Below are 26800 nucleotides of genomic sequence, written 5' to 3' on the forward strand. Positions count from 1 at the left end.
GGGCGTCCCAAGGACGTTAAGGCCCTGTCCGGTGCGTCAGTCTCGAGAGGAAACCGATGCCAGCCCGTACCCAGCTCGCCCGCGTCGATCTGCGCGGTCGAACCACCACAACGGCCGAACTTCGTGCCGCGCTACCGCGTGGCGGAGTGGACGTGGACTCGGTACTGCATCAGGTTCGTCCCGTGGTCGAGGCCATTCGCGACCGCGGTGTCGAGGCGGCGAACGAGTTCAGCGAGAAGTTCGACGGCGTCGCCCCGACGACGGTCCGGGTGCCGGCAGACCAGTTGCAGCGCGCTCTCGACGAGCTCGATCCCGCGATTCGCGCGGCACTCGAGGTTGCGATCGAGCGCACGCGCCTGGTCCACGCCGACCAGCGGCGGACCGACAGGACGACCCAGGTGGTCCCCGGGGGCACCGTCACCGAACGCTGGATTCCTGTTGCTCGGGTGGGCCTCTACGTGCCCGGCGGCAACGCTGTCTACCCGTCGAGCGTCGTGATGAACGTAGTTCCGGCCCAGACGGCAGGGGTCGACTCCCTCGTCGTCGCATCGCCGCCGCAGGCGCAGTTCGGCGGTCTGCCCCACCCGACGATCCTGGCTGCAGCCAAATTGCTGGGCGTGGACGAGGTGTGGGCGGTCGGTGGCGCACAGGCGGTCGCGCTACTCACCTACGGCGGAACCGATACCGACTCTGCCGAACTCGAACCCGTCGACCTCATCACCGGGCCAGGCAACATCTACGTCACCGCAGCCAAGCGGCTGTGCCGCGGCCTGGTCGGTATCGATGCCGAGGCGGGCCCGACCGAGATCGCGATCTTGGCCGATGCGACCGCCGACCCTGTTCACGTTGCCGCCGACCTCATCAGTCAGGCCGAGCACGACGTCCTCGCCGCAAGCGTGCTCGTCACCGACAGTGTCGAACTCGCCGATGCCGTCGACGACGCTCTCACAGCCCAACTCGACGTCACCAAACACCAGGAGCGCGTGGCAACAGCCCTGTCCGGCAGGCAATCCGGGACCGTACTCGTCCCGAACATCGACGAAGGCCTACGTGTCGTCAACGCCTACGCCGCCGAGCACCTCGAGATTCAGACCGCCGACGCCTCCGCCGTTGCGGCGCGAGTGACAAGTGCCGGAGCGGTTTTCGTCGGGCCCTGGTCGCCCGTGAGCCTCGGCGACTACTGCGCAGGCTCCAATCACGTGCTGCCGACCGCAGGTTGCGCGCGGCACTCGTCCGGATTGAGTGTGCAGACATTCCTTCGGGGCATCCACGTCGTCGACTACTCGGAAGCCGCACTCGACGAGGTCGCCGGTCATGTCGTGACGCTCGCGAACGCGGAAGATCTTCCAGCACACGGTGAAGCGGTTCGGCTGCGGTTCGAGAGCCTGGCCGGTGGGCCGCGACAGGATCAGCGGTGAACCCGGCTCCGGGCTCCGGTGTACACCTCGACCAACTGCCGATTCGCGAAAGTCTGCGTGGCAAAACGCCGTACGGTGCACCGCAATTGACCGTGCCGGTGCAGTTGAACACCAACGAGAACCCGCACCCGCCGACGCAGGCTCTGATCGACGATGTCGCGGAATCGGTTCGTACAGCGGCTGCCGAACTGCACCGCTACCCGGACCGTGATGCTGTCGCATTGCGTACCGACCTCGCGGCGTACCTCCGAACTCAGACCGGTGTTGACGTGCAGACGGCGAACGTGTGGGCGGCCAACGGCTCCAACGAAATTCTGCTGCAACTGCTGCAGGCCTTCGGCGGACCGGGACGCAGTGCCCTCGGTTTCGTCCCGTCGTATTCGATGCACCCGATCATTTCGACCGGCATCAACACCGAATGGATCGAAGCCAAACGCAACGGCGACTTCTCTCTCGATATCGACTACGCGGTGCTGGCGATAACCGAACGTCGACCCGACGTCGTTTTCGTGACGAGTCCGAACAACCCGACCGGACACAGCATTCCGCTCGAAGGCCTCGAGGCGATACTCGATGCCGCGCCTGGAATCGTGGTCTTGGACGAGGCTTACGGTGAATTTTCGGCAGCGCCGAGTGCGGTGACGTTGATCGACAAGTATCCGACGAAGCTCGTCGTATCTCGAACGATGAGTAAGGCTTTCGCGTTTGCGGGCGGGAGGCTCGGCTATCTCGTCGCGGCTCCTGCCGTCATCGACGCAATGCTGTTGGTGCGCCTGCCGTATCACCTGTCGGTAGTCACGCAGGCCGCTGCTCGTGCCGCCCTCCGTCACGCGGACGAGACGCTCGGCAGCGTGGCAGAGCTTGCGGCGCAACGCGATCGGGTGATGGCGAGGTTGACCGAGCTCGGCTTCGACGTCGTCCCCAGTGATGCCAACTTCGTCCTCTACGGTCGCTTCGCCGACGCACCGCGAGCGTGGCAGCACTATCTCGACGAGGGCGTGTTGATCCGCGACGTCGGTATCGAAGGATATTTGCGTGCGACCATTGGCCTGGCAGCGGAGAATGACGAACTGTTGCGGGTCAGCGAGAAATTGGTTGCTACGGAAATTGCAAAAGAATGTGGAGCGAGCTGATGTCACGTAAAGCGAGAGTCGAACGTACGACGAGGGAGTCGTCGATCGTCGTCGAGCTCGACCTCGACGGCACGGGCATCGTCGATATTTCCACCGGCGTGCCGTTCTACGACCACATGCTCACCGCACTCGGCACGCACGCCAGTTTCGACCTGACAGTGCACGCCGAGGGCGACACCGAGATCGAATCGCATCACACGGTCGAGGACACCGCGATCGTCTTCGGCCAGGCGCTCGGCCAAGCACTGGGGGACAAGGTCGGCATCCGCCGATTCGGTGACTCCTACATTCCGATGGACGAGACGCTCGTGCACGCGGCCGTCGACGTGTCCGGTCGCCCCTACTGCATGCACACCGGCGAGCCGGATCACCTGCTGCACGCCATCATTCCCGGCGACCCGGCAAAGGGCGGCGCGCCCTACTCGACGGTGATCAACCGCCACGTGTTCGAGTCGATCGCACTCAATGCCCGTATAGCACTGCATGTTCGGGTGCTCTACGGCCGAGATCAACACCACATCACCGAGGCCGAATACAAGGCGGTTGCTCGTGCACTGCGGGCGGCGGTCGAGCCCGATCCACGGGTCAGCGGAGTGCCGTCCACCAAGGGCACTTTGTGATGCGCTAGTGGCGTCCGAACCACGGCAGCCGTCGCTGCTCTCCATACGAGGACTGCCGACGATTCTTGGTATCGGTGCTGCGGTGTTCGGCGGTTGGGCGATGCTGCTTCCCGTTGTGCCGCTTGCGTTGTCGCTGTCCGGTGAGTCGGACGCGATTGCCGGTGCGAGCACGGCGGTGTTCATGGCGGCGACAGTTGCTGTGCAGTTGGCAACGCCGAAATTGTTGCGAGCGTGGGGTTATCGCCGTGTCCTCGCCGCAGGAGCCGCCTTGCTCGGCCTGCCCGCCTTTGCGCTGCTCCTGTCGACCGACGCGATTCCGGTGCTCGGGATATCCGCAGTCCGCGGCATCGGGTTCGGGCTCATCACCGTCGCCGGCGCTGCCTTTGTCGCCGAGATCACGCCCGACCATCAAATCGGACGGGCAAGCGCTGCAATCGGTATCGCATCGGCAGGTGGTCAGGTTGTCGGTCTGCCCGCAGGCTTGGCGCTCGTCGATCTCACCTCGACTGCTCCGGTTTTCGTCATCGGTGCCCTCATCCCGACGGTAGCCATGGCAGCGGTTGCCTTGTTGCCGGACGTGTATCCCAAGTCGAGCGGCGACGGCGAACGTCGGGTCCGGCTGCCGTTGACGGCTCTGCTCGGCCCACTGCTCGCGATGATCGTGCTGGCCGCAGCACTCGGTGGCGTCACCAGCCTCGTGCCCATCGCGACCCATGACGTCGCGATCGTTGCGACTATCGCGTTGGCCGCGACGAGCGCATTTCAGGTTGCAGGTCGGTACGCGGCCGGAGCTCTGTCGGATCGGTTCGGTCCGGGGCGACTGCTCGTACCGTCGCTGGCCGTTGCCGCAACGGGGCTCGCGTTGCTCGCGTTTGCGCTGCACAGCGACGTCTGGGCACTTGGAGTGATCGTGGGCGGGGCATTGCTCGGCCTCGGCTTCGGTGCCTGCCAGAACGACAGTCTCGTCGTCATCTTCGCTGCCGCCGGTCCCTACCGGCGCGGCTCGGCGAGCGCTGCGTGGAACATCGCGTACGACGGCGGCACCGGCATCGGTGCACTCTCGCTCGGGGTCCTCGCGACAGTGCAGGGTTACTCGTTGGCGTTCGTGGTTGCCGCCGTGGCAGTCGCGCTCGCCGTGCCCTTTACCCTTGTGGCATGACGAAGTCGGTTGCGCTGCTCGATTACGGTTCCGGCAACCTGCATTCCGCCCAGCGCGCGCTTGCGCGGGTCGGGGCACGGGTCGAGGTGACGTCCGATTTCGATACCGCGCTCGCTGCCGACGGGCTTGTCGTGCCTGGCGTGGGTGCCTATGCCGCGTGCATGGCTGGCCTACTCGAGGTCAGGGGCGAACGCATCATCGGCCGACGGCTCGCCGGCGGTCGACCCGTGCTCGGCATCTGCGTCGGGATGCAGATCCTGTTCGCCAGAGGCGTCGAGTTCGGGGTAGAGACCGAGGGGTGTGGCGAATGGCCAGGCACCGTTGGCCGGCTTCCAGCGCCTGTGCTGCCGCACATGGGCTGGAACACGGTTGCTGCGCCACCACAGAGTGTGCTATTCGCAGGCCTCGACGACGCAACTCGGTTCTACTTCGTGCACTCCTACGCAGCTCAGACCTGGGATCTGCCGGACTCGGATCTGCTCGCGCCGCCGAAACTGACCTGGGCCGAACACGGTGGACCCTTCCTCGCCGCCGTCGAGAACGGTCCGCTGTCAGCTACCCAGTTCCACCCCGAGAAGTCGGGCGACGCAGGTGCGGTCCTACTCCAGAACTGGGTGAACAGCCTGTGACACAAGGCAGCTCACGACCCGACCTGTCCTACGCCAAGCTGGTGATCTTCTCGATCGGGGCGGCGACCCTGGTCCTGATCATCACCGCTGTGCTTGTCGTCTCGATTCCGGCACCACCCGGCGTTCTGCTCGCGATAGCGATCATCGGAGTGTTCGCCGCAGTCGCAGCACTCGGCATCGTTGCGACACGCATCACGAACCGTGCGTTCGGTGATTCCGATGATCCCGAGCACTCCGACCCGCATCCGACGCAGTAGGGTTTACGCACGTGAGCCTGGTTCTTTTGCCTGCCGTCGATGTTGCGAACGGTGAGGCCGTACGACTTGTCCAAGGTGCTGCCGGTAGCGAGACCAGCTACGGTTCGCCCCGTGACGCCGCGTTGGCGTGGCAGAACGACGGCGCCGAGTGGGTCCATCTGGTCGACTTGGACGCCGCCTTCGGGCGCGGCTCCAACCGTGAGCTGCTGGCCGAGGTCGTAGGCGAACTCGACGTGAAGGTCGAGCTGTCCGGCGGCATCCGCGACGACGAGTCCTTGGAAGCCGCGTTGGCGACCGGCTGCGCGCGAGTGAACCTCGGCACGGCCGCACTCGAAAATCCCGAATGGTGTGCACGCTCGATTGCCAAGCACGGCGACCGGATCGCAGTCGGCCTCGACGTCCGGCTGATCGACGGCCGCTACCAGTTGCGTGGCCGCGGCTGGGTCACCGACGGCGGCGACCTGTGGGAGGTGCTGGAGCGTCTCGACCGCGACGGCTGCTCGCGTTACGTCGTCACCGACGTCGGCCGCGACGGCATGCTCAACGGCCCCAATCTCGATCTGCTGCGTGAGGTCTGCGCGGCGACCGGCGCCCCCGTTATCGCGTCCGGTGGCGTCTCGTGCATCGCCGACCTCGAAGCGATCGCGACGTTGGTCGACGACGGTGTCGAGGGTTCGATCGTCGGAAAAGCCTTGTACGCCGGACGATTCACTCTTGTGGACGCTCTCGCCGCGGTGTCGAAGTAGCCGGAAACCGATGACTCTGCCAGCTGACCCCGCCGAACTGCTCGCTGTCGCAAGCGAACTGCTGGATGCGGCGTCCGAGCGGTTCGTCGCGGGCGTCGGCGCTCCCAGCGCGGTTCAGAAGGGGCCCAACGACTTCGCGACCGCGGTCGACCTCGAACTCGAACGTCGGCTTTCCACAGAGTTGTTCGACCGCACCGGAATCGAAGTTCACGGCGAAGAATTCGGCGGTCCGGAACTGGCGTCGGGTACGTCGTGGGTGCTCGACCCGATCGACGGGACGTTCAACTACTCCGCCGGACTTCCGTTGTGCGGCATGCTCCTTGCGCTTGTGCACGAGGGTCAGCCGGTGCTGGGTCTGACCTGGCTGCCCCTGCTCGGCGAGCGCTACACAGCAGGACCTGAAGGTCCGCTGTATCGCAATGCCGAGCCGGTCCCGGCCCTGAAAAGAGCGTCGCTTTCGTCCTCGATGATCGGCTTCGGTGCGTTCAACGTCGACAGCCGCGGCGTCATCCGTGGTGACTACCGACATCTGTTGCTCGGCGCATTGAGCTCACAATCGTCGCGTCTGCGCATGCACGGTTCCACCGGTGTCGACCTTGCCTATGCAGCCGCTGGTGTTCTCGGCGGTGCCGTCGTTTTCGGTCACCATCCGTGGGACAACGCGGCGGGCGTCGCGCAGGTTCGCGCCGCTGGAGGCGTCGTCACCGATCTTGCCGGTATGCCGTGGACGATCGGGTCGCGGTCGGTTCTTGCCGCCGCGCCGGGCGTGCACGAGGAACTGCTTGGGATCATCGGGTCTGTTGGTGCGGATGAAGGGATCGGACTATGACACTCGCAGTCAGAGTCATTCCGTGCTTGGACGTCGATGCCGGTCGTGTCGTCAAAGGCGTCAACTTCGAGAACCTTCGCGATGCCGGCGACCCGGTGGAGCTCGCCGCGGCGTACGACGCGCAAGGTGCCGACGAGCTGACGTTTCTCGACGTCACAGCGTCGACGTCGGACCGCGGCACGATGATCGACGTCGTCACCCGCACGGCAGAGCAGGTGTTCATCCCATTGACCGTCGGTGGTGGTGTGCGCAGCGTTGCCGACGTCGACCGGCTGCTGCGAGCTGGTGCCGACAAGGTGTCGGTGAACACCGCGGCCATCGCGCGCCCCGAATTGCTACGTGAACTCAGCGAACGCTTCGGGTCGCAGTGCATCGTGCTGTCGGTGGACGCGCGGACGGTTCCAGACGGTGAACCCGACACGCCGTCCGGTTGGGAAGTTACTACCCACGGCGGAAAACGGGGAACCGGTATCGACGCCGTCGAGTGGGCGGTGCGCGGTGCCGAACTCGGGGTGGGGGAAATTCTGCTCAACTCGATGGATGCGGACGGAACGAAAGCAGGCTTCGATCTGCCGATGATTCGTGCGGTCCGAGCTGCCGTCTTCGTCCCCGTTATCGCGAGTGGTGGTGCGGGTGCGATCGAACATTTCGCTCCCGCGGTCGAGGCCGGGGCCGATGCGGTGCTGGCTGCGAGCGTTTTCCACTTCGGTGACCTGCGAATTTCCGAGGTCAAGGACGTCATGCGCGCGGAGGGCATCGTCGTCCGCTGATCGGCCCACCGGTATAACTGGGGTATGAGTCTTGATCCGTCCATCGCGTCGCGATTGAAGCGCAACGACGCCGGTCTGTTTTCGGCAGTAGCGCAGGAGCGCAGCACAGGTGACGTACTGATGGTCGCCTGGATGGACGACGAAGCGCTTGCTCGCACCCTGGAAACCCGCAAGGGGACCTACTATTCGCGGTCGCGCCAGCAGTACTGGGTGAAGGGCGAGACGTCCGGTCACACGCAGTACGTGCACGAAGTGCGCCTCGACTGCGATGGCGACACCGTTCTGCTCGTCGTCGATCAGATCGGCGCTGCGTGCCACACCGGCACACATACGTGCTTCGATTCCGACGTGCTGCTCGCGTCCGACGCGTAGGAGTATGCGGCAGGATGGCCGCATGCCTTTGATTCAGATCAGCCAGACGCCCGGATTGACCGCCGACCAGAAGCGCGCTGCGATCGCCGCGGTTACCGCCGCATATGCCGAGGCGACGGGCAAGAATCCCGCCGCGGTGTGGGTCACCCTGACCGACATTCCCCGTGAAGCCTGGGGTGTCGGAGGCAAACCTCTCGGCTGACCCTCGGTGAACACCGCACTGGCTGTAGATTGCGCCACGTGAGCACGTTTGGAAACTCCGTGGGCTTTACACTGCCGCCCGAGTTCGAGCTTTCCTATGCGGCTGAGCCCGTCATCGACCTCTATTCGTTCGGTCCGTGGCGAATCCCCGCCGGGCTACTCGACGAGATGCACAGTCGGGCAGCGCGTTTGGTCGAAGATCCGCGGGTCAGCGAGTGGACGGTCGATTCGCAGCGCGGGTTTCGCGAGCCGCACAACGGTATTGCCACAACCCTCGACGGCATGCTCGGATTTCTGCTCGGCTCATGTGCTGTGCGGTCGGGCTATTGGGGCGAGATGGTCTTCGCGGTCACCGATCCGTTTCGGAGTTCCGAACTGACACCGTCGCGTCCGCGGTGGAACTTCGTTCGTGGTCAGGACGGTCGTTGGCGCCCGCCGGGTTGGGCGCTGATGGAGACGGCGGGCACCGACCGTGACCGCCGCGAGGTTGCGTTGGCGATGCTGCGCGAATGTGTCGACGTATTCGCAGGTTTCGAGCCGATCGAAGCCCGAAGGGCGGCGCTCGCCAAGCTGATCGACGACCGTGCGGCCGACGAGGCCGAACATGAATGGGATCTCACCGCACCGATCGAAGAATTCGCCGACAGGTGGGGTGATTTCGCGGACAGCGAGATCGTCGACGCACTGCCCGAGTTGAGTGGTCCGGTCGGCTATCTGACCTGGGCTGCCGACGGGTTCGTCGCCATTCATCGCACGTTGGCCGGCGCTGTCGGTGGTGACAAGGTCGCGACCGCGATCGCGCGACTGCTGCTCGCCGCCGGGGTCAAGTTCGCGCCGAGTGCATTGGTTGCGTCGCTCGGCATCGATCTGCTGACCGCGGTCGAAGCTCAAATGCAGGAACTGGCAGGCGATTTCGACACCAACGAATGGAAGGACGCAACCGTTCGCTGGTTGGTCCGTGCTGCGATCGATGGTCACCTCGCGCATTGCCGGACCTGGTTGGACATGGCCCGCAGGCTCGACGGCGCGTCGTACGGGGTGCCCAATCGTGCGCAAACCCGGTACGGGAACCAGTCGTCGTCGGTGCCGGTGCACGACTTCGAAGAAAGCCTGCGCTCGATGGTGACGCGGCGTCGCGTCATCAATTCGATTGCCAAGGCGCACGCGATCGGCGATGGGGACACCCTGCTGCTCGGCGACGAACCCGAGCCGCACGAGGTTGCGGCGTTGTCGATCGTCGGCCAGCCCGAGCTGAAGGCGGCGATCATCGGCGCGGCCGAAAGTGGCGGTGCCGCAATACGACTGCTCATCGCTGGGCCCGCTGGAACCGGCAAAGGCGTCGCCGTCGACATGGTCGCCGACGCGTTTCGTGGAGTTGGCGCTGTCGAACCGACCCGCTGGCTGCCCGCCGCGATGTTTGCGGACCGCAGCGTCGGAGCCTCGATCGAATTGCTTCGCCGTGAAGTCGATGCGTGCGCAGGCAAACGTGTGCTCGTGGTCGACGGCTTGGACGAGTTGCTGACCTCCTCCGAGGTGGACAACAGCGTCGGACGCGAATTGTTGCGGTTGCTCGACGAGCACAAGGGTCTGGACGTCATCGCCTTGTGCAGCGAGAACGGACATCGTGCTGTGTACGACGCGAACCCCGCTCTCGCTCGCGAGTTCCGTACGGCAGTGACCTACGACCTCGACGAGCCTACTTTCGCAGACCTGTTCCGGCGCAAAGTCGTTCGACTGGGTGGCACCGTCGACGACGAGACCGTCGCGGCCGCAGGAAGCCGGTTGGCCGGGATTCGCCCCTTCCGCAATTTGCGCAACGGCCACCTGGTCTCGGCGTTCGCCAACGATGCCGTCACCGCGGCTCGCGCACGGACCGACAACACCGCGGCGACCGTCACCGCCGACGACCTCCCCACCGACGTCGCAGGCGCGGCGAGCGAGATCGGTGATCCGATGGGGGAGCTGGACGCCCTGGTCGGGCTCGACTCGATCAAAGAGGAGGTGCGGCTACTGCGCGCTGAAGCTGCCGCCTTCGAATTGCGCCGTGAAGCCGGGATCGTGGTCCGGCCACCCACGCGCCACCTTGCCTTTCTCGGCAACCCCGGTACCGGCAAGACGACGGTCGCCCGGTTGCTCGCGCGGATCTACAGTTCGGTCGGGATGTTGTCGTCCGGGCATCTGGTCGAGGTCTCGCGCGCGGATCTGATCGGTCGCTACATCGGCCAGACCGCGCCGATGGTTCGCGCTGCCGTCGAACGCGCCCTTGGTGGCGTGCTCTTCATCGACGAGGCGTACGCGCTCACACCGCCGGACAGCTACCGCGACTTCGGGCACGAAGCTGTCGCGACACTGGTAAAGCTGATGGAGGATCACCGCAACGACCTCATGGTGATCGTCGCAGGCTACGGCGACGAGATGGCGAGGTTCCTCGCGTCCAACCCCGGACTGGAGTCGCGGTTCGCGCGGCAGCTGGAATTCCCGGACTACTCGAACGCCGAACTCGTGACGATCTTCGAGGCGATGATCGTCGAATCCGGGCTCGTCCTCGCGGACGGTGTCGTAGACCGCGTCACGGGAATCGTCGGACGGATGAAGCGCGGCAACGGTTTCGGCAATGCCCGCGCGATGCGGCACCTGATCGACTCGATCCTCGGTCAGCAGGCGATAAGGCTGACCAGCTCGGATGCGAAACCCGACGTCGACGAGCTGCGGCTCGTTCGCGTCGAAGATGTTCGTGATGCCGCGCCCGAACGTGACGAGCCGTCGACGGGGTTGTATTTGTAGCTCTCCCTGCGCCGATCGCGGGATGGTCATACGCTTGGCCGATCAAGCGATAGGGGAGCACGTGTCCGACTCGATCCAGAACATCTACAAGGCCAACTCCGCTGCCGTGGTGGTCGTCTTGGCCATCGCATTGCTGGCGCTGTTCGCAGGCAGTCGACGGCGTGGTGGCGGAGCAACAACCCTCGGAATCCTTGGGGTACTGCTCAGTCTGCCGTCGGCCATCTACGTGGGACTGCAGCAGTTCGAAATCTGGCGGCCCGAATACAACGAAGATCAGGAATGGATCAACGCGGGATTGAACTCCGCGAGCATCGTCGGGCTGGCATTCATCCTGCTTGCTTTGATCATCGCGAAATCACCGGTACAGAGGCAGCAATTTCAACAGCCACCCCCGCAGTACCAGCAGCCGCCCCCGCGCCCCTGGTGATGCCTCGAACGGGCTCTCAGGGCACGGATTTCGCCGAATTCCGTGCACTGGTGGCCCGTTCGTCACGTATCGGCGCCGCGTTCGCGAAGGACGGTGCGGATCTGTTGCATCAGTAGCGCTCGACCGTGTGTCAGCTGTTTCGCCTTGACCCGAATCACTCGCCAACCCGCGGCTTCGAGCGCATTCCAACGTTCGATGTCGTTGTTGCGCGCGATCTTGTCGAAATGGTGGTCTCCTTCGTACTCGACCACAACTCGCCAGCGCCGCCAGCCCATGTCAGCACGTCCGATGAACCGTCCGGACGGATCCTGGATTACGACCTGCGTTTCCAGATCAGGAAATCCCTCTCGCCTGATCGCGAGTCGAGTTCTCGTTTCCCATTTCGACTCGGCGCCTTCGTCGGACAGCGCTATGACGTTGCGTAGTTGCGCCAGCCCCCGGTCACCACTGTGGCCGTCGACGTACGACGAGAAGCCGCTCCGCGTCAACCGTGTTGCCTGGTAGATCGCGTCGATGACTTCGATCGCCGCATCGAATTCGAGGCGCCGACCTAGATCGTATGCCGTTCGCTCGGGTGTGGTGATTGCGCACGAACGGCGGTTCACCACGTCCTTCGTGTCGAGCTCGTCTCGGTAAATTGTGAGGCCCGCAGGAGCGCGTCGATGCTCAGCGACGTTGATGCACGCGGGTGTGTTGGCGTCGATCCACCTCGTGCCCCAGAACGCCGCTGCTGACCATCCGGCGAGCACCCCTCGACCGCCGGACCAGCTCCATGCGGCGTGGGCACGGACAACAGCATCGAGCGGGACGTCCTTGTGGAGGTAGACGTCGGGGTACACCCGGACGTATTCACGGTCGATCGTGCGGCGCGATAGACGCCGCTCTTCGAGAGCCACGGATCGGCGCACCGGCATGTAGAGGTTCTGCACGAGGGCGACGATCGCATGGCTCGCCGCGACCGCTCAGGCAAAAGACCAGGCGGGAAATTGCCCTGTGGATAACGGATGCCCTGTGCATAACGCGACGAACGGGCCCTCAGTGTTGCGATTTCGGCGAAATCGCGACATTGAGAGCCCGTTCGAGGAGGAACTCAGACGTGCGGTTGGTCGATCGTCTGCTGTGCTCGATCGATCTGCTGCATGGCCTTTGCCTTGCGGAGCTGCTTGCCGCGTCGCTTGAACTGCACGACGAGGAAGGCCACAAGTACAAACACCAGGACGCCGATGATCGCGCCGACCAAGGTGCCGCCACGGAAACCCGGTGCTTCTGTGTCCAAGCTGCGCGCACCCGAATGTGCGCCGTCCCCGCTGCCGACGACGATGCTCAGCGTCATCAGGTTGGGGATCGCGATGATCAGCGCGATGATCGCGGAGATCGCTGCGACGAATTTGCCGCCGCGCTTCTTCCACGACAACCCTGCGAGGAGGAACAGCAGCAGTGGTGCGACCGTGCAGACCACGCCGAGCAGCAGACCCAATCCTATTCCGCGGGTGAAGGTTCCGTCGGCGGCCTCGCCGATACGAATGCCCCACCAGCGCGGTATGAAGGCCGCCAGGATGAAGTACACGATCACGAGGACGACCACCGCTATTGCGATGGCGATCGTCCGCTTCAGCCACGTGGGCTTGCCGGTTTTGACTGGAGTCTGTGGATCGGCGTTCTGCGACGTCATAACCCGCAGCCTATCGGCTCTTCAGGAACTCGAGGGCCTGGTCAGCGTGAGTGTTCGCTTTCAATTCGCTCGCGATCACTTTGAGAACGGTGCGATCGGTGTCGATGACGAACGTCTGGCGCTTGACCGGTGCGAGCTTGCCGAGCAGTCCACGCTTCACCCCGAACTCCGCCGCGACGGACCCGCCGACGTCTGCGAGCAGCGGATAGTCGAGGCGCTGACTCTTCGCAAACCCCGCGAGGGTGTCGACGGAATCGGTGCTGATGCCGACCTGGCTTGCGCCGAGTGCGTCGAATTCGGCTGCGACGTCACGGAAGTGACAGGCCTCTGCAGTGCAGACGGGAGTGTTGGCTGCCGGGTAGAAGAACAACACAACCGGGCCTGTGGCCAGCAGGTCGTCCAGGGAGCTCTTGGCTCCGGTCTGGTCGGGCAGTTCGAATTGGGGGGCGCGCTCGCCTTGCTTCATTGAACAGACAGTACCTGTGGCACGTACACACCTGTGTGACTGAGACAATGGCTCGCATGGCTGGCGAGACCACGACGATTCCACCCGCACCGGCGCACGCAACTGCGGGTGACTCGACGACTACGCGCGCTCAGTTCCGACTGCTTGCGGCTGAGCATCGTGTTGTTCCGGTGACGCGCAAGGTGCTCGCTGATTCGGAGACGCCGTTGTCGGCGTACCGCAAGCTCGCCGCCGATGGACCCGGCACGTTTCTGTTCGAGTCTGCGGAGAACGGCCGGTCCTGGTCGCGGTGGTCGTTCATCGGCGCGGGTAGCCCATCGGCGTTGACCGTCGTCGACGACGAAGCCGCGTGGCTTGGTGCGATCCCGGCGGATGCGCCGTCCGGAGGCAACCCGCTCGAAGCACTGCGGGCAACGTTGGATCTGCTGCAGACCGAACGCCTGCCGGGACTTCCCCCGCTGACCGGCGGCATGGTCGGCTTCATGGGTTACGACGCGGTTCGTCGGATCGAGAAGCTGCCGACCCATGCGGTCGACGATCTGCAGATCCCCGAGATGGTGATGCTGCTCGCGACCGATCTTGCTGCGTTCGATCACCACGAGGGTGCGATCACCCTGATCGCCAACGCGGTGAACTGGAACGGTACGGATGCCCACGTCGACGAGGCGTACGACGACGCCGTCGCCCGGCTCGACAAGATGACCGAGGCGCTTGCGACGACCGCGCCGTCGACGGTATCGACGTTCGACCGGCCCAAGCCCGAGTTTCGGCGGCAGCGTACGACCGAAGAGTTCGGTGCCGGTGTGCGCAGACTCGTCGAGGAAATCGAAGCGGGTGAGGCGTTCCAGGTGGTGCTGTCGCAGCGCTTCGAGATGGATTACGACGGCACCCCGATCGATTTGTATCGCATGCTTCGGGCTTCGAATCCGAGCCCGTACATGTATCTGTTGCACATTCCGAACGGCAACGGTGGCACGGCCTTCTCGATCGTCGGGTCGAGTCCTGAAGCTCTTGTAACTGTGAAGGACGGTGTCGCGACGACCCATCCGATCGCGGGCACGCGGTGGCGTGGCGAGTCCGAGGAAGACGACATTCTCTTGGAGAAGGGTCTGCTCGCGGACGAGAAGGAGAACGCCGAGCATCTGATGCTGGTGGACCTCGGCCGCAACGACCTAGGTCGGGTCTGTCAGCCGGGCACCGTGAAGGTGAGCGCGTACCGCCACATCGAGCGGTACAGCCACGTGATGCATCTGGTGTCGACGGTGTCGGGTCACCTCGCAAAGGGCAAGCGTGCACTCGATGCAGTTGCCGCGTGCTTCCCGGCGGGAACGCTGTCGGGTGCGCCGAAAGTCAGGGCGATGGAACTTATCGACGAGTTGGAACCGACGCGACGTGGCATCTACGGCGGCATCGTGGGTTACCTCGACTTCGCCGGTGACGCGGATACGGCAATCACGATCCGCACCGCGCTTGTGAAGAACGGGAAGGCCTTCGTGCAGGCCGGTGCAGGCGTCGTCGCTGATTCGGTCGCCGAGTACGAGGACACCGAGGCGAAGAACAAAGCGATGGCTGTGCTCGGCGCGATCGCCGCCGCAAAGACCATGCGAACCTACGGCGGTGCCTCGGATTGACCGAGCAGAGTCCGGCGCGCAGGTACCCGTTGGCGGCAGTGGCAGCACTCGCCGTCGCTGCGCTGTGTCTGTGGGCGTCGTCGCGGCTGAGTTGGGTGCGGGTCGAGTCGTCCGACGGACTCGGTGAAGATCGTGTCGACACGATCCTCGGTGGGACATGGGCAGCGACGCTGACGCCTTTCGCACTTGTGTTCGTCGCAGCGATCGCAGCTGTTTTTGCCGTCCGCGGTTGGGTACTCAAGTTGTTCGCGGTTCTGATCGTCGCGGTCGGTGTCGCTGCAGCCATGCCTGCCGTTGCGTTGCTCGCGGGCAGCGCGACGAACGACCGCGCCGGACGACTTGCCGAACTGCCCGGGCGAGCAGAGGTCACCGGGGTGCAGACACATCCAGCGGCGGCGCTGCTTGCGTTGCTCGGCGGGGTGGTCTCGGTCGTTGCCGGACTGCTTCTGCTACGAAGGAATTCGGCGCAGCGTGGCCTGTCCGCCAAGTACGACAGGCGTGGCTCGAACGCCGGCGAACTCGCGAAAGTCTCGGTGGCAAAAGCGGCGGAGACAGGCGATGCGGAAACGTCGCAACGGGTGCTGTGGGATGCGCTCGATGCGGGCAACGATCCGACCGCCGACGACAGGGACGACGATGGCACCCGGCGATAGCCGCGTAGGGCAAGCCCTCTACGCTAGTCAAGATCCGATCAACGACCGACAACATCGGCCGATATCCCAGAAAGGATTCGAGCAGCGATGACCGTACTCGACTCGATTCTCGACGGGGTTCGCGCCGATGTCGCCGCCCGCGAGGCTGTTCTCGACTTCGCTCAGATCAAGGCTGCCGCAGCGGCGGCACCCCCCGCGCTCGACGCCATCGCCGCGTTGCGTGAGCCCGGAATCGGTGTAATTGCCGAGGTCAAGCGCGCAAGTCCGTCGAAGGGCGCGCTCGCCGAAATCGCCGACCCCGCCGAGCTTGCGTTGGCGTATCAGTCCGGCGGCGCTCGCATCATCAGCGTGCTGACCGAAGGCCGCCGCTTCCACGGTTCCCTCGACGATCTCGATGCCGTACGTGCCGCAGTTCACATTCCTGTGCTGCGTAAAGACTTCATGGTCGGGCCCTATCAGATCCACGAAGCACGTGCGCACGGCGCCGACGTCATCCTCTTGATCGTTGCCGCACTGGAGCAGGATGCGCTGGCGTCGCTGCTCGACCGGACCGAATCACTCGGTATGACGGCGCTGGTCGAGGTGCACACCGAACAAGAGGCCGATCGCGCTCTCGAAGCCGGTGCCAAGGTGATCGGCGTCAACGCGCGTAACTTGAAGACTCTCGAAATAGACCGCGACAGCTTCGCCAGGATCGCACCCGGACTACCGTCGGAAGTCATCAGGATTGCCGAGTCCGGCGTCCGTGGCACAGCAGACCTGCTCGCCTATGCGGGTGCGGGTGCGGATGCTGTCCTCGTCGGCGAAGGACTTGTACGCAGTGGCGATCCGCGCAGCGCGGTAGCCGATCTGGTGACGGCAGGCACGCATCCGTCGTGCCCCAAGCCGGCCCGCTGAACCTGTCGGTGAGCCGTGCCGTTTCACCATCCGACAAATCAGGCTGGACCAATGGCAGCAGGGGATAGCTAACACATGCGAGAGCAAGTATCGATACTCGACGCCAAGGGCGCAGGCCTCCCGAGGGCCAGCGACGGCATTTCCGAACGTAGCCACCACGAGCCGGACATCAGTGGACACTTCGGGGTCTACGGCGGTCGCCACGTTCCCGAGGCCCTCATGGCCGTGATCGAGGAAGTCACCGCGGAGTACGAGAAGGCGCGGATCGACGACACCTTTCTCGACGAGCTCGACCAGTTGCAGCGCGACTACACGGGTCGGCCGTCGCCGGTGTACGAAACGCGACGCCTCGGCGAACATGCCGGTGGCGCAAGGATTCTCCTCAAGCGCGAAGACCTCAATCACACCGGCTCGCACAAGATCAACAATGTGCTCGGTCAGGTGCTGCTCGCCAAGCGGATGGGCAAGACCAGAATCATCGCCGAGACGGGCGCAGGTCAGCACGGTGTCGCAACGGCGACCGCGTGCGCGCTGCTCGGCCTCGAATGCATCATCTACATGGGCGCACTCGACACCGAACGACAAGCGCTGAACGTCGCTCGAATGCGTCTGCTCGGCTCGGTCGTCGTGTCGGTCGAGTCGGGATCTCGCACCCTCAAGGACGCGATCAACGAGGCGCTGCGCGACTGGGTTACCAACGCCCACAACACGTACTACTGCTTCGGCACGGCCGCGGGTCCGCATCCGTTCCCCGTTCTGGTCCGCGACTTTCAGCGGATCATCGGGCTGGAGGCACGCGCTCAGGTGCAGGCACTGACCGGCAGGCTGCCCGACGCCGTGACAGCGTGCGTCGGTGGTGGCTCCAATGCGATCGGCATCTTCCACGCCTTCATCGACGATGCCGACGTTCGCCTCGTCGGTTACGAAGCCGCTGGCGACGGCGTCGAAACCGGAAGGCACGCCGCGACATTCGCGGGCGGCACGCCCGGAGCGTTCCAGGGCGCGTACTCGTACCTGCTGCAGGACGACGACGGCCAGACCATCGAATCGCACTCGATCTCGGCAGGGCTCGACTACCCGGGCGTCGGACCCGAACACGCTCACCTCAAGGACATCGGCCGCGCCGAGTACGCCCCGATCACCGACACCGAAGCGATGGACGCGCTGCTGCTCCTCAGTCGCACCGAGGGCATCATCCCGGCTATCGAGTCGGCGCACGCAGTCGCGGGCGCCCTGAAGCTCGGCAAGGAATTGGGTCCTGGCGCAATCATTTTGGTGAACCTGTCCGGTCGCGGCGACAAGGACATGGATACCGCTGCGAAGTGGTTCGGACTGCTCGACGAAGCGAAGGCAACGAACGCGGAGGGGTCGGCATCATGAGTGCACGTGAATCTCGCCTTGCGCCGACCTTCGCTCAGTGCCGCGCCGAGAACAGGGCGGCTCTGATCGGGTATCTGCCCGCAGGCTACCCGGATCTCGACGGCTCGATCGACGTCTTCAAGGCGATGGTCGAATCAGGTTGCGACGTCATCGAAGTCGGCATCGCGTACTCCGATCCCGTGATGGACGGTCCGGTGATCCAGGCCGCGGCCGAACAGGCGCTGAGCAACGGCATCAGGGTGCGTGACGTCTTCACGGTGGTCGAGCAGATCGCGTCCGTCGGCGGCAAGGCCGTCGTGATGACCTACTGGAATCCCGTGCTTCGTTACGGCGTCGACGCCTTCTCCCGCGATCTCGCCGCGGCCGGTGGCCTTGGGCTGATCACACCCAACCTCATTCCGGAAGAAGCGGACCAGTGGTTCGCCGCATCCGAACAACACCATCTCGATCGGATCTTCCTCGTCGCACCGTCGTCGACGGAAGAGCGTCTCAACATGACGATCGACAAGAGCAGCGGCTTCGTTTACGCGGCGTCGACGATGGGTGTGACGGGAGCACGTGACGCTGTGTCCTCTGCTGCGCCCGAGTTGACGGCTCGCATTCGAACCCATTCCGACATTCCTGTCGGCGTCGGGCTCGGTGTTCGATCTGGTGCGCAAGCTGCGGAAATAGCTCAGTTCGCCGACGGCGTCATCGTCGGGTCGGCGTTGGTTTCGGCGGCGGGCAAAGGCGTCGACGAAGTCAGTCGACTCACGGCCGAACTCGCCCGAGGAGTGCGCTCCGCTACCGTTGCGTCGTGACTTCTTCTCTGCCGACCTCCGCGACGGACGTCTTGGCCTACATCCCCAGCCCGCCGCAAGGCGTCTGGGAGCTGGGTCCGTTCCCGCTGCGGGCGTACGCGTTCTTCATCATCGTCGGAATCATCGTCGCGATCTTCTGGGGCGAGCGGCGTTGGCTCGCGCGTGGAGGAGAGCCGGGCACCGTCCTCGACATCGCGATCTGGGCGGTTCCGTTCGGTCTGATCGGTGGGCGCATCTATCACGTTGCGACCGACTGGCCGAAGTACTTCGGTGAAGGCCAGAGCCCGATCGATGCGCTGAAAATCTGGCAGGGCGGTCTCGGTATCTGGGGTGCCGTCTTCTTCGGCGCCATCGGAGCGTGGCTCGGCTGCAGGCAACGAGGCATACCGCTCGGCGCCTTCGGTGACGCGATCGCGCCAGGCATCCTGCTCGCGCAAGCGATCGGCCGCATCGGCAACTACTTCAATCAGGAGCTCTACGGCCGCGAAACCGACCTGCCGTGGGGCCTGGAGATCTACCAGCGCTTCAACTCGCTCGGTGAGCGCAACGACCTCAACGGTGTGTCCATCGGCGTCGTCGAGAAGGTAGTGCACCCGACGTTCCTGTACGAGCTGCTCTGGAACGTGTTGATCGTCGGTCTGCTCGTCGTGCTGGACCGTCGCTTCAAAATCGGTCACGGTCGACTGTTCGCCCTGTACGTGGCTGGCTACTGCTTGGGCCGGTTCGGTGTCGAACTGATGCGTGCCGACGAGGCGTCCCACATCGCGGGAATTCGGATCAACTCGTTCACGTCGGCGATCGTCTTCGTTCTCGCCGCGGCCTACTTCATCTTCGCCGAGAAGGGCCGCGAGGAACCTGAGGAACTCCTGTCGAGGGAGACCCGCGAGAAGGCTGCGCTCGAAGCCGCAGAGGACGAGTCCGAGCCTGACGACGAAGACGGTGCTGGACTCGTCGAAGACACCGACGACACCGAAGACACCGACGACGACGCCGAGGTGCCCGAGGCCGAGCCGGCAGTCGCAGCGGGCGCAGTCGCGGCGCCGACACTCGCGGGTCGAGTCAAGACGCTGCTGAACAAGGAGCCGAAGGCCGAGGCTGTCGAGGTTGTCGAGGTTGCCGACAAGTCCGATGCGGACACAGAGACGGCAGTCGCCGAGAAAGCCGTTGCTGCACCAGCCGCAACGCCGAAGGCGAAGGAATCGGCTGCGAACAAGGCTGATACGGCCAAGGCCGAGCCTGCGAAGGTAGAGCGGGCCGAGGCAGAGCCGGCGAAGGCTGAGCCAGCCAAAGCAGAGGCGGCGAAGGTAGAGCCAGCCAACGTTGAAGCGGCCAAGGTCGAGCCTGCAAAGGCAGAGCCTGCCAAAACGGACCCGGTAACTCCGGACGACTCGACGACCCGATCGGCGGTCGTTGCGAAGGCATCGAAGTCTGCGCAGACACTCTTCCGTCGAGTCCGATCGCGGCTGGACCGCTCCGAGTAACTGCTCGCGTCGTCGACCCCGGATGGCGCCAGGGTCACCTTGACGTCGTCCGATGACGGCAGGGGACCCCTCACGCCCGTCGGCGATAAGGCACAAGTAGCGACTACGCAGCACCACCCGGCACTGCGCATGCCCACCAGCACGTCGTGGGCGCTGCGAAGTGTCAATGCGCGCTGCGGAGTTCGGAATTCTCGCCGAGAGAGACCGGCCTGCAACTGCTAGGCTCGGACAACTCGGATATTTCGAGTCCTTCATGGGCCGATGCTGTCCCGGCAAACCGATAGCAGACGCCCATGTGGCGGTCCCGCTAGCGAGGCCGCCGGAGAGCGCGCTGCGCCTCCTCCGACGGCACCGCTGGCCGACGCGGAGGTCCCCGGTGCTTTTCTCTCAGCTTCCCTCAGCGCAGGGTTTGTACCATCCGGATCGCGAAGCCGATTCGTGTGGCGTGGCCATGGTTGCGAACATTCGTGGTCTGCGGTCGCACTCGATCGTCTCCGATGGCTTGCTTGCGCTGGAAAATCTGGATCATCGCGGCGCGGCGGGCGCTGAGCCCAACAGTGGTGACGGTGCCGGCATCCTGATACAGCTGCCAGTCGAATTGTTCGCCGAGACTGTCGAATTCGAGCTCCCGAAACAGCTGGCTGACGGCACCAACACCTATGCCGCCGGGATCTGCTTCCTGCCGCAGGACGAGACTGCTCGACGTGACGCGATGCACCGAATCGAAGCAATCGCCGAGGACGAGCACCTCGAAATCCTTGGCTGGCGTGAGGTTCCCGTCGATCCGGCGGGAGCCGACGTCGGCCGTACGGCACTGTCCTGTCTGCCCCACATGAGTCAGCTGTTCGTTGCAGCACCGGGCGGCGACGTAGGCGGACTTGCTCTCGACCGCCTGGTCTACCCGCTTCGTAAACAAGCCGAACGGATCACGCCCGAAACCGAAGCTGCGGGTACCGGCGTCTACTTCCCGTCGCTGTCGAGTCGAACGATCGCCTACAAGGGCATGCTGACGACCGCACAGCTGCCGCTCTTCTTCCCTGATCTGCGCGACAAGCGGTGCGCGAGTGCCATTGCCATCGTGCACAGTCGCTTCTCCACCAACACGTTTCCGTCCTGGCCGCTCGCGCATCCGTTCCGGTTCGTCGCACACAACGGCGAGATCAACACCGTCCGTGGTAACCGCAATCGGATGCACGCGCGAGAGGCGCTGCTCGCATCCGATCTCATCCCGGGCGACCTGAGCAGGCTGTTCCCGATCTGCTCGCCGGATTCGTCGGACTCGGCATCGTTCGACGAGGTGCTCGAATTGCTTCACCTCGGGGGTCGCACGCTCCCGCATGCGGTGATGATGATGGTCCCCGAGGCGTGGGAGAACCACACCTCGATGGCAGCGGAGCGGACTGCGTTCTACCAGTACCACGCGTCGATCATGGAGGCGTGGGACGGACCCGCGTGTGTCACCTTCACGGACGGAACATGTGTCGGTGCGGTGTTGGACCGCAACGGTTTACGGCCGGGTCGCTGGTGGCGGACGATCGACGACAGGGTCATCCTCGCCAGCGAGGCGGGTGTGCTGCCGGTCGCGCCCGAGGACGTCGTCGAGAAGGGCAGATTGTCGCCAGGGCGGATGTTCCTCGTCGACACGGCCCAAGGTCGGATCATCGACGACGACGAGATCAAGACCGAACTGGCGACGGAGCATCCGTACGAGGAGTGGCTCTACTCGGGCCTGGTCGGCTTGGACACCCTGCCGGAACGGCAGCGGGTCGCGCACAATCATGCGGCCGTCGTACGACGCCAGCTTGCGTTCGGTTACACCGAAGAGGACCTGCGGGTACTGCTGCATCCGATGGCGGCAACCGGCGGAGAACCTTTGGGTTCCATGGGAACCGATACTCCGATCGCTGTACTGTCGCGCCGTTCCCGGCTGCTGTACGACTACTTCGTCGCGCTGTTCGCTCAGGTGACCAACCCACCGCTCGACGCGATCCGCGAGGAGATCGTGACGTCGCTGCGCCGGGTGATGGGGCCGGAGCAGAACCTACTCGAACCGACGCCGGCATCGTGCCGACAGATCGTGTTGCCGTGGCCCGTGCTCGACAACGACGAACTCGGCAAGCTCATTCACATCAACGACGACGGCGACCATCCCGGTCACGCTGCGACCGTACTGCGGACCCTCTACGACGTGGAACGCGGAAGCGAAGGGCTTGCCGAAGCGCTCGACGAATTGCGAATCAGCGCAAGCGAAGCCATTGCGGCCGGGTTCCGAACCATCGTGTTGTCGGACCGAGATTCCGACCACAGTCGAGCGCCGATACCGTCGCTGTTGGCGATCTCCGCGGTCCATCACCACCTCGTACGGACCAAGGAGCGGACGCAGGTTGCCGTCGTCGTCGAATCGGGCGATGCGCGCGAGGTGCACCATGTAGCGATGCTGATCGGCTTCGGCGCTGCGGCTGTGAACCCTTACCTCGCAATGGAAACGATCGAAGATCTGATCTCGAGCGGCGAGCTCACCGGGGTCGAGCGGAGCGTCGCGACACGGAACTATCTGGTCGCGCTCGGCAAGGGTGTCCTCAAGGTGATGTCGAAGATGGGCATCTCGACGGTGGCGTCGTATACGAGTGCTCAAGCGTTCGAGGCGATCGGGCTCGATCGCGAGTTGGTCGACGAATACTTCACCGGCACGGTCAGTCAACTCGGCGGAGTCGGCCTCGATGTGTTGGCCGAAGAGGTGAAGTTGCGCCACCGCAGGGCTTTTCCCGACAACCCGACCGCGGTTGTGCATCGCGGTCTCGATGTCGGCGGCGAGTACCAGTTCCGACGCGAAGGCGAGTTGCATTTGTTCACACCGGAAACGGTGTTCCTGCTGCAGCATGCGACGCGGACCGGACGCAGCGAGGTGTTCGCGAAGTACAGCGAACAGGTGGACCAACTTTCGGCGGAAGGTGGCACACTGCGCGGGTTGTTCGGCTTCCGGGAAGGCTTACGTGAGCCGGTGCCGCTGGACGAGGTCGAGCCGGTCTCCGAGATCGTCAAGCGGTTCAACACGGGAGCGATGAGCTACGGATCGATCTCGGCGGAAGCACACGAGACGATGGCTATCGCGATGAATCGTCTTGGTGGACGCTCCAATTCGGGGGAGGGCGGCGAGGACACCGACCGGTTGTACGACCCCGAGCGGCGGAGTGCCGTCAAGCAGGTCGCCAGCGGCCGATTCGGAGTGACCAGCGACTATCTCGTCAATGCCACGGACATTCAGATCAAGATGGCCCAGGGCGCGAAACCCGGTGAGGGTGGCCAACTCCCGGCGTTCAAGGTCTATCCGACGATCGCGAAGACACGGCACTCGACGCCGGGCGTCGGATTGATCAGTCCGCCACCACATCACGACATCTATTCCATCGAAGACCTTGCGCAGCTGATTCACGATCTCAAGAACGCGAACCACAACGCTCGGGTACACGTGAAGCTGGTCAGCTCGGTCGGCGTCGGCACGGTCGCAGCGGGCGTCAGTAAGGCGCACGCGGACGTCGTGCTGATCTCCGGTCACGATGGCGGCACCGGCGCATCGCCGTTGACCTCGCTCAAGCACGCAGGTGCACCGTGGGAAATCGGACTTGCCGATGCTCAGCAGACGTTGGTACTCAACGGACTTCGCGATCGCGTGACCGTGCAGTGCGACGGCGGCTTGCGCACCGGACGTGACGTGATCGTCGCCGCGCTGCTCGGTGCCGAGGAGTTCGGCTTCTCCACAGCACCTTTGGTGGTGGCGGGATGCATCATGATGCGGGTCTGCCATCTCGATACCTGCCCGGTCGGCGTCGCAACGCAGAATCCCGAGCTGCGCAAGCGTTTCACCGGCAAACCGGAGTTCGTCGAAGACTTCTTTCGTTTCATCGCCGAAGATGTGCGGAAATACTTGGCGCAACTCGGTTTCCGGTCCATCGACGAGGCGGTCGGCCACGCCGATGCGCTCGACACCGCCGACGGCATCGCACACTGGAAGAGTCGAGGCCTCGATCTCACGCCCGTCTTCCACGTTCCGGTCGACGCGCATGGCGAGGCGCTTCCCCAACGCCGTCGCACCCGGACCCAGGATCACGGGCTGGTGTTCGCGCTCGATCAGACGCTGATTCAACTCGCTGCGAGCGCGCTGGAGGATGCGCGTCCGCTACGGCTCGAACTACCCGTGCGGAACGTGAATCGCACTGTCGGAACGCTGTTGGGCGCGGAGGTCACCCGTCGTTACGGCGCATCCGGGTTGACCGACGATACGATTCGGATCACGCTCACCGGCTCCGCTGGGCAATCGCTCGGCGCCTTCCTGCCGCCCGGCATCACGCTCGATCTCGTCGGCGACACGAACGACTATGTCGGCAAGGGACTTTCGGGCGGGCGGGTGGTCGTCCGCCCGCATGCTGACGCTCCGATCGTCGCCGAGGCCAACGTGATTGCGGGCAACACGGTCTTGTACGGCGCGACGTCCGGTGAGGTGTTCCTGCGAGGTCGCGCGGGGGAGCGGTTCTGCGCGCGCAACTCCGGCGCAACTGCGGTCGTCGAGGGTGTCGGGGATCATGCGTGCGAATACATGACTGGCGGCAGGGTTGTCGTGCTCGGCCCGACCGGACGCAACATCGCAGCCGGTATGTCAGGTGGCATCGCCTACGTGCTTGGACTGGATCCGTCGGCGGTGAATCCGGCAATGGTCGAACTGGAAGCGCCGGATGCCGACGATCTGAGGTGGTTGCGCGATGTTGTCGTGAAGCATCACCGTTGGACCGGATCCGCGCTGGCGGAATCGATCCTTGCCGACTGGCCGCGACGCTCGCGAAGTTTCTGCAAGGTGATGCCGACCGACTACAAGCGCGTACTCAGGGCGACCCGAGTTGCCAAGGCCGAGGGACGCGATGTCGAGGCCGCGATCATGGAGGCTGCACGTGCCTGATCCACAGGGGTTCCTACACATTCGGAAGAAAGACGCGCCGAAGCGGCCCGCGGGCGAGCGCATTCACGACTGGCGGGAGATCTACGCCGACCAACCACCCGTCGAGCGGAACCGTGAGGTGTCCGTCCAGGCTCGCCGGTGTATGGATTGTGGTATTCCGTTCTGCCACAGTGGATCTTCGGGATGTCCGCTCGGCAATCTGATACCCGAATGGAACGACCTCGCCCGCCGCGGCAGGTGGGACGCTGCGATCGACCGGTTGCACGCCACCAACAACTTCCCCGAGTTCACGGGACGAGTGTGTCCAGCCCCGTGCGAGGCGGCGTGTGTGCTGTCGATCGCGGAGAACGACACCGGCGGCAGCGTCACGATCAAGCGCATCGAGCAGGCGATCGCCGACACCGCGTGGGAGGCGGGAACGATCACGCCGCAGTTGCCGACGATCAACACCGGTAAGAAGGTCGCCGTCGTCGGATCGGGTCCGGCGGGCCTCGCTGCGGCACAACAACTTACCCGCGCAGGGCACGATGTCACGGTGTACGAGCGCGACGACCGACTCGGTGGACTCCTTCGCTACGGCATCCCGGCATTCAAGCTCGACAAGTCGGTACTCGATCAGCGACTGTCGCAAATGCGTGCGGAAGGTACCCATTTCGTCATCGAATGCGAAGTCGGAGTTGATGTTCGGGTCGAGACCCTGAGCGAGCAGTACGACGCCGTCGTGTTGGCCGTCGGCGCCCTACGCGCCCGCGACGACGACTCGATCCCCGGTCGCGACCTGCAGGGAGTGCACCTCGCGATGTCACACCTCGTGCCGTCGAATCGCGAAGGCGAAGGCGACGGACCCACGCCGCTCAGCGCGCACGGCAAGCATGTCGTCATCATCGGCGGCGGCGATACCGGTGCCGATTGCCTCGGTACCGCCCATCGCCAGGGTGCTGCGTCCGTCACACAACTCGATTACAACCCCGAACCTCCGTCGGAGCGCGATGACGCGCGATCACCCTGGCCTGCATGGCCGCTCGTGCTGCGCACCTCGCCCGCTCATGCCGAAGGTGGCGTTCGTCGCTACCAGGTCGCCGTTCGCAGGTTCGTCGGCGACGAGGGTGGCAATCTTCGAGCAATGGTGCTTGCGGAGGTCGAGGTCAAACGCGATGCCGATGGCCGCAGGTCGATCGTGCCGATCGGTGAAGAAGTCGAATTGCCCTGCGATATGGCGCTTTTCGCAATCGGCTTCGAAGGCGTCGAGCATATGGCACTACTGGAGGAGTACGGGTTGTCGTTGAATCGTCGCGGTGTGCTGTCCTGCGGTCCCGACTACCAGACGACGGTGCCCGGAGTCTTCGTGTGTGGTGACGCTCATCGCGGTGCCTCCCTTGTGGTGTGGGCGATCGCGGAGGGTCGTTCGGCAGCTCAGGGTGTCGACACCTACCTGATGGGCCACTCCGAATTGCCAGCTCCCGTCCATCCGACCGCGCTGCCGTTGGCAGTGAGCCGCTAAGAGGTACCTGTGACCCTTCGTCC

General features: G+C 64.5%; 24 protein-coding genes. 21 read left to right on the plus strand and 3 right to left on the minus strand.

Annotated elements, in window-relative coordinates:
• Positions 1-56 precede the first annotated feature (56 nt).
• The 13 genes from hisD (at position 57) to ACHIRB_RS10390 (ending at position 11345) form a co-directional block, all read left to right on the plus strand.
• Positions 57-1418, plus strand: a complete 1362-nt coding sequence (gene hisD / locus ACHIRB_RS10330) for a histidinol dehydrogenase (RefSeq protein WP_395123557.1) — start codon at positions 57-59, stop codon at positions 1416-1418.
• Positions 1415-2551: a histidinol-phosphate transaminase gene (locus ACHIRB_RS10335; RefSeq protein WP_395123558.1), complete on the plus strand. Its 1137-nt coding sequence runs from the start codon at positions 1415-1417 to the stop codon at positions 2549-2551. Before hisD ends, ACHIRB_RS10335 begins: the two co-directional genes overlap by 4 nt.
• Entirely contained in the window at positions 2548-3171 is a 624-nt protein-coding gene (hisB, locus tag ACHIRB_RS10340; RefSeq protein ID WP_395116938.1) for an imidazoleglycerol-phosphate dehydratase HisB, read from the plus strand. Before ACHIRB_RS10335 ends, hisB begins: the two co-directional genes overlap by 4 nt.
• Before the next feature lie 7 nt (positions 3172-3178).
• A complete protein-coding gene (locus ACHIRB_RS10345; RefSeq protein ID WP_395123559.1) occupies positions 3179-4330 on the plus strand; it encodes an MFS transporter in 1152 nt (383 codons plus the stop codon).
• Positions 4327-4959, plus strand: a complete 633-nt coding sequence (hisH, locus tag ACHIRB_RS10350; RefSeq protein WP_395123560.1) for an imidazole glycerol phosphate synthase subunit HisH — start codon at positions 4327-4329, stop codon at positions 4957-4959. The genes ACHIRB_RS10345 and hisH overlap by 4 nt, the downstream gene beginning before the upstream one ends.
• Positions 4956-5216 carry a hypothetical protein gene (locus ACHIRB_RS10355; RefSeq protein ID WP_395116755.1) on the plus strand — a complete coding sequence of 87 codons (261 nt, stop codon included), beginning with the start codon at positions 4956-4958 and terminating at the stop codon, positions 5214-5216. The genes hisH and ACHIRB_RS10355 overlap by 4 nt, the downstream gene beginning before the upstream one ends.
• 11 nt (positions 5217-5227) lie before the next feature.
• Positions 5228-5962 carry a bifunctional 1-(5-phosphoribosyl)-5-((5-phosphoribosylamino)methylideneamino)imidazole-4-carboxamide isomerase/phosphoribosylanthranilate isomerase PriA gene (gene priA, locus ACHIRB_RS10360; RefSeq protein WP_395123561.1) on the plus strand — a complete coding sequence of 245 codons (735 nt, stop codon included), beginning with the start codon at positions 5228-5230 and terminating at the stop codon, positions 5960-5962.
• Between the two features lie 10 nt (positions 5963-5972).
• Positions 5973-6791, plus strand: coding sequence for an inositol monophosphatase family protein (locus ACHIRB_RS10365; RefSeq protein WP_395123562.1), 819 nt, complete (start codon positions 5973-5975; stop codon positions 6789-6791).
• Positions 6788-7561, plus strand: coding sequence for an imidazole glycerol phosphate synthase subunit HisF (gene hisF / locus ACHIRB_RS10370; protein ID WP_199706764.1), 774 nt, complete (start codon positions 6788-6790; stop codon positions 7559-7561). Before ACHIRB_RS10365 ends, hisF begins: the two co-directional genes overlap by 4 nt.
• Before the next feature lie 24 nt (positions 7562-7585).
• Positions 7586-7933 carry a phosphoribosyl-AMP cyclohydrolase gene (hisI, locus tag ACHIRB_RS10375; RefSeq protein ID WP_395116751.1) on the plus strand — a complete coding sequence of 116 codons (348 nt, stop codon included), beginning with the start codon at positions 7586-7588 and terminating at the stop codon, positions 7931-7933.
• Between the two features lie 22 nt (positions 7934-7955).
• The gene (locus tag ACHIRB_RS10380; RefSeq protein ID WP_395123563.1) at positions 7956-8135 is read left to right on the plus strand and encodes a tautomerase family protein; all 180 of its coding nucleotides are present in this window, start codon (positions 7956-7958) and stop codon (positions 8133-8135) included.
• A 59-nt stretch (positions 8136-8194) separates the two neighbouring features.
• A complete protein-coding gene (locus tag ACHIRB_RS10385) occupies positions 8195-10918 on the plus strand; it encodes an AAA family ATPase (RefSeq protein ID WP_395123564.1) in 2724 nt (907 codons plus the stop codon).
• A 61-nt stretch (positions 10919-10979) separates the two neighbouring features.
• Positions 10980-11345, plus strand: a complete 366-nt coding sequence (locus ACHIRB_RS10390; protein ID WP_395123565.1) for a hypothetical protein — start codon at positions 10980-10982, stop codon at positions 11343-11345.
• 62 nt (positions 11346-11407) lie between these two features.
• On the opposite strand, the gene ACHIRB_RS10395 is transcribed toward ACHIRB_RS10390, so the two are convergent.
• The 3 genes from ACHIRB_RS10395 to ACHIRB_RS10405 form a co-directional block, all read right to left on the minus strand.
• A complete protein-coding gene (locus ACHIRB_RS10395) occupies positions 11408-12274 on the minus strand; it encodes a DUF559 domain-containing protein (protein ID WP_395123566.1) in 867 nt (288 codons plus the stop codon).
• A 161-nt stretch (positions 12275-12435) separates the two neighbouring features.
• Entirely contained in the window at positions 12436-13017 is a 582-nt protein-coding gene (locus ACHIRB_RS10400) for a permease (RefSeq protein ID WP_395123567.1), read from the minus strand.
• A gap of 10 nt (positions 13018-13027) precedes the next feature.
• Positions 13028-13483 (minus strand): peroxiredoxin, encoded by a 456-nt coding sequence (locus ACHIRB_RS10405; RefSeq protein ID WP_395123568.1) that lies wholly within the window; start codon positions 13481-13483, stop codon positions 13028-13030.
• Between the two features lie 56 nt (positions 13484-13539).
• Between ACHIRB_RS10405 and ACHIRB_RS10410 the strand changes: the two genes are divergently transcribed.
• The 8 genes from ACHIRB_RS10410 (at position 13540) to ACHIRB_RS10445 (ending at position 26777) form a co-directional block, all read left to right on the plus strand.
• Positions 13540-15114, plus strand: a complete 1575-nt coding sequence (locus tag ACHIRB_RS10410) for an anthranilate synthase component I (RefSeq protein ID WP_395116738.1) — start codon at positions 13540-13542, stop codon at positions 15112-15114.
• Entirely contained in the window at positions 15111-15767 is a 657-nt protein-coding gene (locus ACHIRB_RS10415; RefSeq protein ID WP_395123569.1) for a TIGR02234 family membrane protein, read from the plus strand. The genes ACHIRB_RS10410 and ACHIRB_RS10415 overlap by 4 nt, the downstream gene beginning before the upstream one ends.
• A gap of 87 nt (positions 15768-15854) precedes the next feature.
• The gene (gene trpC / locus ACHIRB_RS10420; protein WP_199706755.1) at positions 15855-16664 is read left to right on the plus strand and encodes an indole-3-glycerol phosphate synthase TrpC; all 810 of its coding nucleotides are present in this window, start codon (positions 15855-15857) and stop codon (positions 16662-16664) included.
• 75 nt (positions 16665-16739) lie between these two features.
• Positions 16740-18044, plus strand: coding sequence for a tryptophan synthase subunit beta (trpB, locus tag ACHIRB_RS10425; RefSeq protein WP_395123570.1), 1305 nt, complete (start codon positions 16740-16742; stop codon positions 18042-18044).
• Positions 18041-18844 carry a tryptophan synthase subunit alpha gene (gene trpA, locus ACHIRB_RS10430; protein WP_395123571.1) on the plus strand — a complete coding sequence of 268 codons (804 nt, stop codon included), beginning with the start codon at positions 18041-18043 and terminating at the stop codon, positions 18842-18844. The genes trpB and trpA overlap by 4 nt, the downstream gene beginning before the upstream one ends.
• A complete protein-coding gene (lgt, locus tag ACHIRB_RS31215; protein WP_417282109.1) occupies positions 18841-20325 on the plus strand; it encodes a prolipoprotein diacylglyceryl transferase in 1485 nt (494 codons plus the stop codon). The genes trpA and lgt overlap by 4 nt, the downstream gene beginning before the upstream one ends.
• A 376-nt stretch (positions 20326-20701) precedes the next feature.
• Positions 20702-25276: a glutamate synthase large subunit gene (gene gltB, locus ACHIRB_RS10440; RefSeq protein ID WP_395123572.1), complete on the plus strand. Its 4575-nt coding sequence runs from the start codon at positions 20702-20704 to the stop codon at positions 25274-25276.
• Entirely contained in the window at positions 25269-26777 is a 1509-nt protein-coding gene (locus ACHIRB_RS10445) for a glutamate synthase subunit beta (protein WP_395123573.1), read from the plus strand. The genes gltB and ACHIRB_RS10445 overlap by 8 nt, the downstream gene beginning before the upstream one ends.
• The last annotated feature ends 23 nt before the right edge of the window (positions 26778-26800 follow it).

Source organism: Antrihabitans spumae, from assembly GCF_043944905.1.
Classification (GTDB): domain Bacteria; phylum Actinomycetota; class Actinomycetes; order Mycobacteriales; family Mycobacteriaceae; genus Antrihabitans; species Antrihabitans spumae.